The 13,317-nt window shown below is 45.7% G+C and carries 11 protein-coding genes; 2 read left to right on the top strand and 9 right to left on the bottom strand.

Translation table 11 applies throughout. The features are described 5' to 3' along the window. Positions 1–51 precede the first annotated feature (51 nt). Positions 52–1,602 (bottom strand): GH25 family lysozyme, encoded by a 1,551-nt coding sequence (locus BAZ21_RS15260; RefSeq protein ID WP_068502280.1) that lies wholly within the window; start codon positions 1,600–1,602, stop codon positions 52–54. Between the two features lie 233 nt (positions 1,603–1,835). Continuing rightward, positions 1,836–2,861, bottom strand: a complete 1,026-nt coding sequence (locus BAZ21_RS15255; protein ID WP_068502276.1) for a YeiH family protein — start codon at positions 2,859–2,861, stop codon at positions 1,836–1,838. A 117-nt stretch (positions 2,862–2,978) separates the two neighbouring features. On the opposite strand from BAZ21_RS15255, the gene BAZ21_RS15250 reads away from it, so the two are divergent. Continuing rightward, a complete protein-coding gene (locus BAZ21_RS15250) occupies positions 2,979–3,902 on the top strand; it encodes a LysR family transcriptional regulator (RefSeq protein ID WP_068502273.1) in 924 nt (307 codons plus the stop codon). Positions 3,903–3,928: 26 nt separating this feature from the next. Here BAZ21_RS15250 and BAZ21_RS15245 read toward each other — a convergent pair whose 3' ends face one another. The 7 genes from BAZ21_RS15245 to BAZ21_RS15215 form a co-directional block, all read right to left on the bottom strand. After that, positions 3,929–5,503, bottom strand: a complete 1,575-nt coding sequence (locus BAZ21_RS15245) for a glycoside hydrolase family 43 protein (RefSeq protein WP_068502271.1) — start codon at positions 5,501–5,503, stop codon at positions 3,929–3,931. Next, entirely contained in the window at positions 5,469–6,473 is a 1,005-nt protein-coding gene (locus tag BAZ21_RS15240) for a pectinesterase family protein (RefSeq protein ID WP_068502270.1), read from the bottom strand. The genes BAZ21_RS15245 and BAZ21_RS15240 overlap by 35 nt, the downstream gene beginning before the upstream one ends. Before the next feature lie 25 nt (positions 6,474–6,498). Then, positions 6,499–7,383 carry a dienelactone hydrolase family protein gene (locus BAZ21_RS15235; protein WP_068502269.1) on the bottom strand — a complete coding sequence of 295 codons (885 nt, stop codon included), beginning with the start codon at positions 7,381–7,383 and terminating at the stop codon, positions 6,499–6,501. Positions 7,384–7,408: 25 nt separating this feature from the next. Beyond that, on the bottom strand, positions 7,409–8,770 hold the full coding sequence (locus BAZ21_RS15230) for a glycoside hydrolase family 28 protein (protein WP_068502265.1): 1,362 nt from the start codon (positions 8,768–8,770) through the stop codon (positions 7,409–7,411). A gap of 204 nt (positions 8,771–8,974) precedes the next feature. Further along, on the bottom strand, positions 8,975–10,495 hold the full coding sequence (locus tag BAZ21_RS15225) for an extracellular solute-binding protein (RefSeq protein WP_068502262.1): 1,521 nt from the start codon (positions 10,493–10,495) through the stop codon (positions 8,975–8,977). A gap of 28 nt (positions 10,496–10,523) precedes the next feature. Further along, a complete protein-coding gene (locus BAZ21_RS15220; protein ID WP_068502258.1) occupies positions 10,524–11,147 on the bottom strand; it encodes a YesL family protein in 624 nt (207 codons plus the stop codon). Positions 11,148–11,168: 21 nt separating this feature from the next. Beyond that, on the bottom strand, positions 11,169–12,134 hold the full coding sequence (locus tag BAZ21_RS15215; protein ID WP_068502255.1) for an ABC transporter permease: 966 nt from the start codon (positions 12,132–12,134) through the stop codon (positions 11,169–11,171). A gap of 268 nt (positions 12,135–12,402) precedes the next feature. Between BAZ21_RS15215 and BAZ21_RS15210 the strand changes: the two genes are divergently transcribed. Beyond that, a complete protein-coding gene (locus BAZ21_RS15210; protein ID WP_007431156.1) occupies positions 12,403–13,302 on the top strand; it encodes a carbohydrate ABC transporter permease in 900 nt (299 codons plus the stop codon). Positions 13,303–13,317: the final 15 nt, after the last annotated feature.

Below are 13,317 nucleotides of genomic sequence, written 5' to 3'. Positions count from 1 at the left end.
ATCCTCGCAGATCCTATCCAGATTCGCGAGGATTTATCGTGCTATATCGTACTAATCAAGCTCTCCCGCCAGTGAAGAACGCAATTCATCGATCGTTCCGTTATATTCATCCAAATCCACCGCGCCACGGATACCCGGAACACTGCCTGTGCTGCTGTATTGCCAAGCCCACCAGCTATTCCAGGCTGGAACTGCAGTCGGCTTTTGCGTAGTGCTGTATCTGGCTACCCATAGTTTATACATAGAAAACGTAGGGTCAAACTTGGAAGCAAAAACATTGCCTGTGTATACGATTGGCTGGCGCCCGGTAAGCCTCTCCATTTCATCCAAAAAAGCATGAGCCACTTCACTAATTTGTGCGGGAGAAAGATTTTTGGGGTTATTTTCATAATCCAGCACAGGAGGCAGATCCAGCCTGCCTCCTGCTGAATCTATAGCCCTGGCAAAATTAGCAGCTTCCTGACGAGCCCCATCCACAGTAGTCGCGTTCAAAAAGTGGTAAGCGCCGACCAATATGTTGGCATCTCTGGCCCCCTGGACATTCACTAAAAATTGATTATCTTGATATTGGGTCCCTTCCGTTGCTTTAATGAAAGCGAAAGTCTTGCCTGCCGCCGCCACTTGCTGCCAATCGATATTGCCATTGTAGTGGGAAACGTCAATCCCCTGCGCATGTCCGTCGGAAGCAATCGAAGGCTCAGTTGGTGTAATAGCTGTATCTGGCCCGGCAGGTGTCGCCTCCTCTGTTTTCTGATCCAATGCTATAACAACCTTACCGTCATCCGCATTTTGTACATGATAAGATGTGCTGTTATTCAAATCTACCACAATGCGTACTGAAGCGGGATTTGTACTAAATTTAGAGTATCTGACTTGTGAAACATCAGGATCATCTGTAACTGGAAAAGCCCCTTGTCCACCTTTGTCAAAAGATTGTGATGATAGAAAATCATCAGAGAGTTTTGAATCAGGAATGTCTACCACAATACGATCTGCGTTAGTTAACGTAGTTACTTTGGGGCTTACTTTTCCATTCACTGCAATGGTTAATTGATGATCAGTAAAGCTAATTTGGCTGATAGCCGCACGTGCACTCTCTTCCACATCAGTGACAGTCTGAGTGGCAGAATTTCCGTGGGAAGACTCACTATTCCCATTTGAGGTAGCTGGAGTAGTCAGGATCACTGTTTTAAGCTCGCTGTTCCAGGTCACATCAATTCCCGTCTGTTCAGATACAAAGCGAATCGGAACATAGGTCGTCCCTCCTGTAAGCAATGGAGCTACTGCTAATCCCATTTGTCGTCCGTTAACAGAGGCAATGGGATTGTTGACCTGAAGACTGAGATTCTGATTCTTATCTTGATTCTGTATAGTTACAGTACTTGTCCTGGACTCCCAATTGACCTTATAACCTAATTCCTCCACAATGAGACGAAGTGGGACCAGCACATTCCCCTTTACCTCCTGAATCTGAACTCCCTCTGCAACACTTATATCTTTACCGTCCAGCTGAATATGTGAGCTTGAAGATGCAGCGTGGCTTTCTTCTGGAAATACGAGTAAAAATAAAAACAAAAAAGCAAACCAACGAATGTTCTTCATATGTACCCTACCATTCTCTAAATTTTCGCTTATCATCTTGCAATCTATGATCTCAAAACCTTTTATTTTGATAGACGCGAACAATATGTAAAAAGTTACGATTAGTTTAGCATATATTTAAAACTTACTCATTCACTGTACAAAAAAATTCTGCCCGCTATACAGCAAGCAGAGTTCTTTCAGGTGTTTATACTGATTTTTCAGCACATACGAATGAATATTTTCTCTCTTATTCACACTGTTAAATAGGTTAAACCTACAAGCATGATCGAAGTGATAGACAGCACCAGTAAGGGAAGCAGCGCTTTCTCCCGCAAAGCCTTAAAGCTTACATTCAGCCCCATGCCTACCATAGCCATCGTTAGCATAAATGTAGCAACTTGGGAAAGTCCGTTCATCAGTCTTGAAGGAACTACAATGTATTTTCCAAAAACATAGCTGCCCAACATACTTGTAGCGATAAAGCCAATGAGGAACCAAGGGAACTCTACTTTTGCTTCTGAACTGAGCTTCCCCGTGCGTTTCATCCAGTACATTAAAATAAAGCTGAGCGGTATTAGTAAAAAGACACGCCCCAGTTTGGCCAACAGGCCCATCGCAAGAGCATCCTGTCCGGCAGACGCCGCAGCTAAGGCCACATGTGCAATTTCATGCAGACTGCTACCCGACCAGATTCCGTACTGTATATCCGTCAAAGGAATCCATGGACGAAGCACTGTAAACAAAATGGAAAATACCGTTCCAACCAAGGCGATTAATCCAGCTCCAATGGCCGTATCCTCGTCTTTGGATTTCAACAAGGGGGAAACAGCCGCAATGGCTGCTGCACCACAAACTCCCGTTCCAATACCGAGAAGAAGCGACAGCGAAGCATCTGCCTTGAAACGTTTGGCCAGCCCAATCGTAAACAAGATAGAAAATATAACAATGCCTACATCACGCAAAAGCAAACCCAGGCCCTGATGAATGACAACATCCATATTAAGCTTTAGCCCATAAAGCACAATAGCTCCTCGCAGCAGTTTTTTAGCCGAAAACTCAACCCCTGGGCGTACAGCTTCAGGATACCCCTGCAACTGCCGGTACAGGACAGCAAGAAACATGGCGCAAGCCAAGGGGCCGACATAATGAACACCCGGCAATTCGTTCAGAGCATAGCCTGCCAACGCGAATATCATCGTTAGTACGATACCTAGTACACATTGGAGCCATCGCTTCCTGTTTGATGATAATTTGATGTATTTTGTATGACTGCTCATGGTGACTCCTCCAGTTCTGTATGTATCCAGCTTAATCCGTTTTTTGTCATAAGAAAAATAAATCATTATTATAATTATAATAAGTAAACAGATATGATCGATTTGGAGGAATGAGCATTGGATCAATCTTTAATCGTATTTGTTATGGTCGTGGACAAACAAAACTTCACACGAACTGCTGAAGCATTGCACATGACTCAGCCTGCTGTAAGTCAATATATTCAAACGCTGGAGCGAACCGTAGGAGCCCGCCTTTTGGAACGGAGCAACAAATATGTGCGCTTAACCAAAGCAGGTGAAATTGTGTATCATCATGCCCAGGAGATCATCCGCATGAACGCCCGAATGCAGTATTTGGTGGATGAGCTGATGAATACGGCACAAGGGAACCTGTCTATCGGTGCAAGCTACACGTATGGCGAGTACGTGCTGCCGCATGTGATTGGCAAAATGAGAGTGCAATATCCGCTCATTCAGCCCTCCATTACTATTGGCAACACCCAAGAAATCGAAAGACTGGTTATCCGTAATCAGCTGGATGTAGGAATTATTGAAGGAGAATTTCAGCATGATCATTTGTATATTGAATCATTTGCTGATGATGAAATGGTTATCGTCGCTCCACCAAATCACCGTTTGGCTGGCAGACCTCCAGTGGATTTAAGTGAGCTGCAAGAGGAGATCTGGATTCTGCGCGAAGAAGGCTCTGGAACCCGGGAAGCAGTTGAAAGGATGTTTGCGCAGTTTCAGTTTTCCCCTTCTCATATGATGGATTTTGGCAGCACACAGATCATCAAGGAGTCTGTAGAAGCAGGCTTGGGGATTTCGCTGCTGTCCCAATGGGTCATTCAGAAGGAACTCACTTTAGGTACACTAAAAATATTAGATATCCGTAATCTCCCGGTTATTCGAAAATTTTCTTTTCTGACCCCTTCTGCGGTATTTGAGACCAAAGCGACCAGCGTTTTTTTAGAGATTTTGCGAGGATATAGCGTGAAAAAACTCAGAAGCAACAAAAAAAGCACCGACCAGGTGCTTTAATAAATAAGCTTTAACAAATGATTGCTTTATGTGGAGAGATGATCTTTTCCATGATACAGGAAATGGGAGAAATCAGCGTAGCTGCCTTGAAATTGTTGCATATCATGGGCGGCAATACCTACAAAGTTTCCTGTAAAGCCACCGGATAAAAAGCTGATATCCTGCATTTCAAAAAGTCGCTTCCACTCAGGTTCGCCCCCGACTCCATAATAAAATTGCCCGTGGGTTGCTTGGACTTCTACAGCCAAATGTACAGGAAGATCATCCTGAAGCTTAATCACTTGCGGAACTAGCGTAAATGAATTAGCTTCACATCGCATCATGCGCAGCACTTTTCCTAGACTCTCTTCATAGCTAACATACGCATACAAATAATCCTCTTCGTTCAGATACAGCAAAAGCCCCGCCATTTGCAAATAGCTTACAGGCTGATACTCCAGGGCTGTTTCTGCCCGGAAATGATGATCCGTTTGCCGAATGGCAAGCACGTGATGCTGGAACAGGCTTTGTATCGATTCTCCAGCCCGAATTCGAAGATAGCCGGGACGCTGGCTCAGCGAACACCAGCTATCGTCTGCCAGTATACGCAGTGTATTCCACGTTTTATATAAAGCAGGTCGCTCGAAAAAATCTTCAAATATATAGCCTTGCTCTTGCTTGGCAGAGAACGTCCCTTTAGGTGCAGGCACCTCCAGTTGAGGGGTATGGCCCCCAGCGGTTAATCGCAGCCAGCCTGCATCATTCCAGTACACCTGCTGCAACGCTGTTTCCCGCCCCAAAATGGCATATTTCCCTTCCACAGGACGTGTACACAAATGCGCCATATACCATTCGCCGTCCGGCGTTTGCACAAGACTGCCATGCCCTGCACATTGTAAGGGGAACTGAGGCTGATCGCGTGACGTAAGCATCGGGTTCTGCGGGTCCACTTCATACGGCCCGGCTAACTGCTTCGAGCGCGCTACGGTAACCGCATGCCCCGTACCCGTTCCGCCCTCCGCTGTAATAAGGTAATAATATCCGTTTAGCTTATAGATATGAGGCGCTTCTGTTTTCTTCAAAGGAGTACAATCGAAAATTTTAACAGGCTCGCCAATAAGACGTTGCCGCCTGCTATCATATTCCTGCATGACAATCCCCGAAGATTTATTGCTTTCCAGCATGCGGTAATCCCACAACGCATTCAACAGCCATTTGCGCCCATCCTCGTCGTGAAATAAAGACGGATCGAATCCACTGCTGTTGAGATAAACCGGTTCTGACCACGGTCCCTGGATGGTAGGTGCCGTAATCACAAAATTATGAACGTCCTTGAATGGACGCTTGGTGCTCTTCACATCCGTATAGAGCAGATAAAAAAGGTTATCCGCATAGCTCAGCTGTGGCGCCCAAATACTGCAATTTTTCGGGTTTCCTCTTAAATCAACCTGATCAGTCAAAATATCCGTACAATGCTCCCAATGGGCCAAATCTTTGGACTGATACACTCGTACGCCAGGCAACCATTCAAACGATGACACCGCGATATAGTAAGTATCCTCGGCACGTATAATACATGGATCGGGATTAAAGCCTTTTAATATGGGATTTTGGATCATCATGAGATATCACTTCTCCTTGCTTCCAAAATGTAATTCCACCAAAAATCTGCCCCTTGCCCCACGCCTCTGCTCCAGCTTCAAAACAATCCGCCCACGGAACGCGCTGGCTGCGCAGCAAAGCAGCATCGGATACACCGTATTCCTGATAACACACGGTTTTCTCATTCGCGGCATTATCCCAATTGTCCCAGCCGCGTGGATCAATATGCTCGCCCATTTTACAATCGACAAACACCGTCCTGGCATACTCACGCCACGGACGTCCCAAAAATACCGGGGTAATATCCGGCTCTGCGGTTAAACAGCAGCGGTGGAATACATAGCCGTACGCTTGCCCTTGTGGTGTAGAGGCGGCTGTGACATAGCTCGTTTGGTTCTCATGATGGCGTAAACTGCGAATTTCGCAATCCTCAAAATAAGCGGTGGCCCCGCCAAAAATAAAGTCCACCGTCCCCTCAATATAGCAATGCTGATAAAGCTGGCGATAGTGAGCGTGGTGCTCTCTCAAAGGAATTCCGCCAAACTTTAAGCGCTCCTTCGGGGCCGGAGGCAGAGGACCTGTAAATAACGTGTCCTGATGCCCTTTAAAGGTACAGTTTCTAAACACGGTTTTATCACAATGAGCATACACGGCAACGGCCTGCCCAATGGCTTCTCCCTGTCCGGCCGTGTTGGAAATTGTGAGATTTTCCAGGATCAGATGGCTGCCCCCTAAAAATAAAGTGGGTGTCGCAAAGGTGCCTATTTCCTCCCCTGCTTCATCACGCTCCCTGGCGTACCGGTTCATACGGATGTCGACCTGTCCGATACCTATGATATGTAGATTGGAACGGTAAATCCGCACCTCTTCCTCATAGGTACCTGATAAAATAGTTAGCGTTTCCATTTCGTTGGAAGACGACTGCTCCAATACAGCAATCGCCTCCTGAATCGTATGGAAATCACAAAAGGATTCTTTCCCCACCAGCATGGTTTCCCCAATCCTTTCATTCGATTTACAAGTGCTCGGCTAAAAATGATTGCCACGCCGTTCGCATTTCCAGCGTCTCCATATGTCCGCCGCCCGCAATCACAGGCTGCCAATGCTCAGGGTGACCCGCTTCCCTGTATGCTTCCAGCAGTCCTTTTGCCAAATGCTCAACCCCTTCAATCGGACACATCCGATCATTTTGGCCTGTTATGCTCATACGTGGACGAGGCACAATTCGTTTTTGAATATCCAGGGTCGTAAAATGCTTTAACAAGCCCGGGACATAGGAATAGAAGCCGTGATGATCCAGGCCTCTTTTGGCGATCAGCGTATGGGCATCTACCTGTCCGCAAATATCAACGGTGACCTGTATCCGTTCATCCAGGGCAGCCAGCCACCACGCCATGAGGCCACCCATCGACATGCCGATCGTTGCGATGCGGGAAGCATCAATGTCCTCACGCTGGCACATATAATCCAATAAGCGTCGGTTATCGTAAAGCATCATGCCCCACAACACCTGTCCCTGCCAGAGCATTTCCTTGACCAGTTCACTCTCGGTTTTCCCCCCGCGTTCATTGAATCCCCACATGTCAATACAGCATACGCAATACCCCATGTCTGTCAGGGTTGCAGCAAACGAGGGCTGCTGCAGATAAGAGCTGCTGTTGATCAATTCCTTGCGACCGTTCGAATAATTGCCCCCATGCGAATGATTGAAAATGACCAGTGGAAACGGGCCGTCCCCCTGTAAGGGGGTGGCAACATAAGTGGGTACAGGCTCGATCCCGTTTATATCCAGCAGGAGACATTCCAGTCGATATCCCTCCTGCTCCTCTTGGTTCAGCAAAGTTGCTGTCACAGGCCGATCCTCCGGAAGATCTCCTAATAATGCTTGCAGCCTATCCACGTTCCTTCCTCCCCTCAGCTCCTCCCTAATTCAAAATAGTTTGACTGGAAGGCTCCACAGTTACTTGTTCTATCAGCTTTTCTGGCTTGGCTGTATTCTTGGAATGACAACGATTGATTTCAACGTCTTCCCCATTTTCAATGTAGAAGGCAGGACCCTCATGATTCTCAATCGTCACCTGCTGAAAACGGATATCTTTCACATTACCTAGATAGAAGCCACGGTTATTCATATCCTCGATCCCTGCCATCATAGCGGGACGACCGGGAATCGCATTTTTCGCCATGGAAATATCTATATTGGAAAATGTAATTTCAGCAATGTATTGCTCCGCAAGCCCGTACAGGAACCCGGCGGCTGCATGAACCTGCCGTGCCGTAATATCGGAGAAATGGATTCGTCTAAAGCAGGGAGTTTCATCGGTAACCGGATAGGGATTTTTGTCCCAGACATATTTGTCCTTGCCCCGAGGTCCGCAGAAATAATACAGGTTCAGAATAAATGGACAAATGACCTCTTCCATCACAATGTTGCTGACGCGAATATCCTCAATGATTCCGCCGCGTCCCCGTCTTGATTTCAAACGTATGCCCCGATCTGTTTGCTTGAACACACAATTGCTGATCGTAACATTACGGATGTCTCCGCTCATTTCGCTCCCTAATACGACGCCGCCATGTCCATGCACCATCGTACAATTGGTAATCGTAATATTTTCGCATGGAATCCGCTCCTGCGTATCTTCTGTTCCTGCTTTGATCGCAATACAGTCATCGCCCACATCGATATTACAGTTGCTGATACGAACATTGGAACAGGATTCGGGATTAATGCCATCGGTATTGGGGGAGTCTGCCGGGTTAAGAATGGACAAATTGTCAATCGTCACGTTGTAGCAGGCGATGGGATTGACAGTCCAGCTGGGGGAATTTTTCAGCATGACATCTTTAATGGTGACCCGCTGACAACGGTCAAAGCTGATTAATTTCGGTCTCGGATACTGTAGCTCCTCAGGATGGTTTCGATGCTTTTCCCACCACGGTTGACCATTTCCATCCAAGGTTCCGCTACCTGTAATTGAAATATTTTCGAGGTTCTGTCCGTAAATACACGAAGCATGTACTTCCCGCTGAACCCCTTCCCATCTGGATTCCACCACAGGATAGTCGGCTGGATTTGTACTGAAAGAAAGAATGGCGCCAGGGCTTAAATGCAGTTCAATATTACTTTTAAGAAAGATAGCTCCTGTAAGGTACGTACCCGAAGGAATAACTACCGTGCCTCCCCCGGCATTGCTGGCCGCTTCAATTGCATTCGCAATTGCTTCCGTTGCCAACGTCGTACCATCCTGAGGGGCTCCATAATCTACAATGTTATACGCTTGCATTTCGTTCTCTCCCATCTCTGTATTTTGTGAATGCGGAAAATAAAGGATGTGGTCCGTTCCAGTTTGGTAACATGGAGCAGTCGGATGATGCTATCCAAGCGAGCTTTCCTACGGAAAGCTTTTCAAGTGACCGCTTCGCTAGTATAGCACCATTCCGTCTGCTACGTTTTTGTGTTCATTTTTTGAAATCGACTTATCAGGTCCTTATTTTTTTGATTTCTTATACGCTTCCTCATATTCAGCGGTAATCCGTGATCCACCGGATTTTTTCCAGTTTTCTACGGCTGCCTTAAATCCGGCTTCATCAAGCTCACCCATAATAAATTTGAAGGAGGCGTCGGTAATGATTTTCTCCAGCTCTGTGCCTTGCTCATTAGCCGTGACTGAATCCAGGGGCACCGTCGGGTCCAGAACAGCAAATTTATTATTTTCCCGGACTAATTCATTAGCCATTTCCTTTTCCGGATTGGCATCTTTAAGGTTATAGGTCACTTCACTTGGTCTGGAGCTTGAAAACGGCTGAACATCGGCCTGCCACAAATCTGTATTCATAATTTTAAAGGCTCCGTCTTTTTCAATCTTATAATGAGTGCCTTCAATCCCACCGGTCATATACATATATACATCTTTGTCAATTAAGTCATCTACAAATTGCAGCAGTCTTTTCAGCTCAGCTTCCGTCTTTACTTCGGATTTAGGAAACGCCAGCAAACCACCTACCCCGCTTCCCTCAGACCATACGTGGTATTTGCCATCTCCATTCGAAATCTTGTTAACGGGCACCAGCTTCAATCCCTTTTGTAATCCTTGGGACAGTGTTCTGAGGTTAGAGATATCAATCATGCCCGTATAAATACCTGTTTTCCCTTGAGCGAATTGTTGCTGCTGGTCCGTTTTGGCGGTTACAGCAAAGTCTTTAGAGATATATCCGTTTTTGTATAGCTTTTGGGAATACTTTAACGTTTCCAGATATTGAGGAGTGTCAAATTCCGGCGTAAACTTTCCGCTTTCATCTACTTTCCAGCCATTCGGTGTACCAAAGTAGGAACTTAAGGTTTTGAAGCTGCTGTAGCGCAGATCCGATCTGTCACCAAACCCGGTCGTATCATTTTTGCCATTCCCGTCCGGATCATCTTCTGTAAACGCTCTCGCAACTTCATACAGTTCATCCAGCGTCGTCGGCACCTTCAAACCTAAGCGATCCAGCCAATCCTGACGAATGACCAGCCCCGCCCGAGCCAGATTCTTCTGGAACGGAACACCATACAGCACCCCTTCTATGGAAGCGGCTTCCCGCACTTCAGGCGGGATTTTTTTCAAATTTTCATAATCATCCAAATATTTTCCTACATCCCAGAATAGACCCGATTTCAATGAACTCCGCACTGAAGAATTTGTCATCATCGTCAGAGTCACCATATCTGCCAATTCACCCGAAGCTAGTGCAGTGGTGATTCTCTCTTCCTTGGAAGCATCCGGCACCCAGTTGAAGGTGATTTTGGAGTTGGTGTATTCTTCGATTTTACTTTTGATCGTTTCTGTAGGCGGCGAAGCTGTATGCAATACGTTTAACCAGGTAAATTCCAGTTTGGACTTCGGATCATAGGTTTGGCTGCTTTGATCCTCTGCTCCCTTGTCACCACAAGCAGCTAAAAAAACACTCATGACCATAAGTACGGCAAGAAGGCCCGATACTCCCTTTTTCATCGTGATCCCTTTTTTCATCATGTTTGCTCCTTTTCTGTTCATATGTTTATGCCATATCTTCCTCTTTCACCAGAACCTCTCGCTCTATTTTGCTAAACACCTGATGCGTCATCCACATCACGAGATAACCGAGGATACTCGCTCCGGCAAAAGTCAGAATTCCCGGGTACAAGCCTAAAATCAATGCAAAAAGCACGACAATGGCTACAAAAAGAACAAGTGTATATTGTAAATACGAAAATCCAATCACGATCGACATTTTGATTTTCAGTTTGATGCCTTTCCAATCATAGTGAGCCAGCAGCGGAAAAATGTACGCCAAAGAGATCAGATACAAAAAGGCTCCAATAAGCGTCACCACACGAACATACCAGGACGAGACATTGACGATATCCACGTAAAGCACATAGCCCACGAGGCTGTAGAGTCCGCCAATAATCGCTGCTTCTTTAAAACTTTCTCTAAAGTAACGTACAAACGTCGAAAAAATGGGCACATCCTCATTGCCCCGAATCCATTGCCTTAAAACACTCAGCATGGCGACGGTTGCAGGCCCCACACCTATAAAGCCCAAGCCCAGGATTGTCGCAACCGTCCATAGCAGGTTAAGGTAAACCAGCCGAAGCAGGCGCATGCACCATTTGTTCATGTTTTCTACAAACCGTACCATTCTGCATCCTTCCCGTCGTCATTAGTAAACGCCGTCCTCACCAAATTTCTTGGCCAGTCGATTAGAGAACATAATCAGGATTAATCCTACTACCCCTTTAAAAAGTCCTACCGTCGTACTGAAGCTTAACTGTCCATTTTTTAAGCCCGCGGTATAAATGTAGGTGTCAAAAATTTCGGCAACCTCACGGTTCAGTGAGTTCAACAGCAGATACATATGCTCAAAGCCCAAATCCAGCGTGCTGCCGATTTTCAAAATGAGCAGTGTAATAATAACCGGGCGGATTGCCGGCAAGGTAACATGCCATGTTTTTCGTAATCGTCCTGCACCGTCCATTTCTGCTGCCTCGTACAATTGCGTATCTACCACTGTGATTGCGGATAAATAAATGATGGTAGACCAGCCGAGCTCCTTCCAGATGACTTGCCCCATGTAGACAGTCCGCAGCCATTCCGGAGAAGTTAAGAAGCTGATTTTCTCACCGCCCAGCGCGGCAATTATTTCATTCAATACCCCGCCGTCCACCGTAAGGAATACATAAGAAATCGAAACGATGATAACCCATGACATAAAGTGCGGGATGTAGATGATGGTTTGAATAATGTTTTTAAAAAACAGCTTCCTGACCTCATTCAGCATCAATGCCAAAATGATAGGTAATGGGAAAAAGATTACAATGTTCAGTGCAAATAAAATTAGCGTATTGCGTAACAGCATAAAAAATGTAGGCTCGGTAAATAAACGGATAAAATGCTTCATGCCTACCCACGGACTACCCGTGATTCCCTGAAAGGCTTGATAATCCTGAAACGCAATGACCAAGCCCCCCATGGGGAAGTACTTAAAAATAATGAAGTACACCAGCCCGGGTAACACCATCAGATACAGCAGCTTGTGTTTTTGCATGCGTAAAAGACTTTCCGGGGTTCTTTTGTTCTTTTTCATTTTCATCTTCATGTCAGATGCGGGGACACTTGAAACCTTCATTCATTCGACCTCCTCCAAACGTTCCTGTATACGTTTTCAAGAGTACGTGATTTTTCGCGTTCCGCATATAATCACCAAATGATAGCGTTTACAAAACTGTATGCACAGCCTACTTTTCAGCCTTTTCACCTTACCTAATGATTACTATACAATCTAATGATTATCCTCTTTTTTCCATGCTTAGGGAGCACCTCAAGTTTTGATTATATACGGAATTTCTTCCACTTGATAAGGTAGACATGTAAACGATTACGAGGAGGTCACCCTATTGACGCAACGATTACAAAAACAAAAATTACGAAAAAAAGAATCGCTGGGCAGTCGTATTTTCAACATTGTAAATAGTACATTATTGATTCTCATTGCCCTCACTTGTCTCTTGCCTTTTTTGAATATCATCGCCAGCTCTTTTGCCTCAACCGAAGAAGTGATAGCCAAAAAGTTCATTTTATTCCCGGTTACTTTTTCCTTGGATGCCTATCGCTATATCCTGTCGACTCCAACGATTTTTAGAGGTCTCGGGGTCTCGGTCGGAGTAACGATCGTCGGTACCGTCGTAAGTATGATTTTTACCGCTTTTATGGCCTATGGATTATCACGAAAATATTTACTTGGCCGCAATACAATTAACTTCATTGTTGTGTTTTCGATGCTGTTTAGCGGGGGAATGATTCCGACCTTCCTGGTCGTCAAAAGCATGGGGCTTATCAACTCGTATTGGTCCTTGATTCTTCCCGTGGCCATTAATGCGTTTAACCTGATTATTATGCGTAACTTTTTTCAGGCTTTGCCGGATGATTTGGAGGAATCCGCCAAGATGGACGGGTGTAACGATTTTGGAATCTTCTTTAAAATTATGCTGCCCTTAGCCTTGCCTTCGATTGCAACCATTTCCCTATTCTATGCGGTAGCCTACTGGAATACGTATATGCACGCCATTCTCTATATCAATGACTCTGCCAAATGGCCGATTCAAGTCTTGCTCCGTCAAATTGTAATCGTTTCCAGTGGCATGCAGGCAGAAGGAACCGCTGTAGATGTCATCCCGCCTGCGCAGACAATTAAGATGGCGGTCATTGTCATTGCAACCGTGCCGATGTTAATCGTGTATCCATTTGTACAAAAGCACTTTGTCAAAGGGGCTTTGCTAGGGGCGGTTAAAGGGTAAGCTGCCCCTGGATTG

It is taken from the genome of Paenibacillus kribbensis, assembly GCF_001705305.1.
Taxonomy (GTDB): domain Bacteria; phylum Bacillota; class Bacilli; order Paenibacillales; family Paenibacillaceae; genus Paenibacillus; species Paenibacillus kribbensis_B.
This window is presented reverse-complemented; position numbering and strand designations above follow the sequence as displayed.

Excerpts from the sequence above, each read along its gene's own strand:
- BAZ21_RS15260 (WP_068502280.1), bottom strand. The coding sequence starts at position 1,602 with ATGAAGAACATTCGTTGGTTTGCTTTTTTGTTTTTATTTTTACTCGTA.
- BAZ21_RS15255 (WP_068502276.1), bottom strand. The coding sequence starts at position 2,861 with ATGAGCAGTCATACAAAATACATCAAATTATCATCAAACAGGAAGCGA.
- BAZ21_RS15245 (WP_068502271.1), bottom strand. The coding sequence starts at position 5,503 with ATGATGATCCAAAATCCCATATTAAAAGGCTTTAATCCCGATCCATGT.
- BAZ21_RS15240 (WP_068502270.1), bottom strand. The coding sequence starts at position 6,473 with ATGCTGGTGGGGAAAGAATCCTTTTGTGATTTCCATACGATTCAGGAG.
- BAZ21_RS15230 (WP_068502265.1), bottom strand. The coding sequence starts at position 8,770 with ATGCAAGCGTATAACATTGTAGATTATGGAGCCCCTCAGGATGGTACG.
- BAZ21_RS15225 (WP_068502262.1), bottom strand. The coding sequence starts at position 10,495 with ATGAAAAAAGGGATCACGATGAAAAAGGGAGTATCGGGCCTTCTTGCC.
- BAZ21_RS15220 (WP_068502258.1), bottom strand. The coding sequence starts at position 11,147 with ATGGTACGGTTTGTAGAAAACATGAACAAATGGTGCATGCGCCTGCTT.
- BAZ21_RS15215 (WP_068502255.1), bottom strand. The coding sequence starts at position 12,134 with ATGAAGGTTTCAAGTGTCCCCGCATCTGACATGAAGATGAAAATGAAA.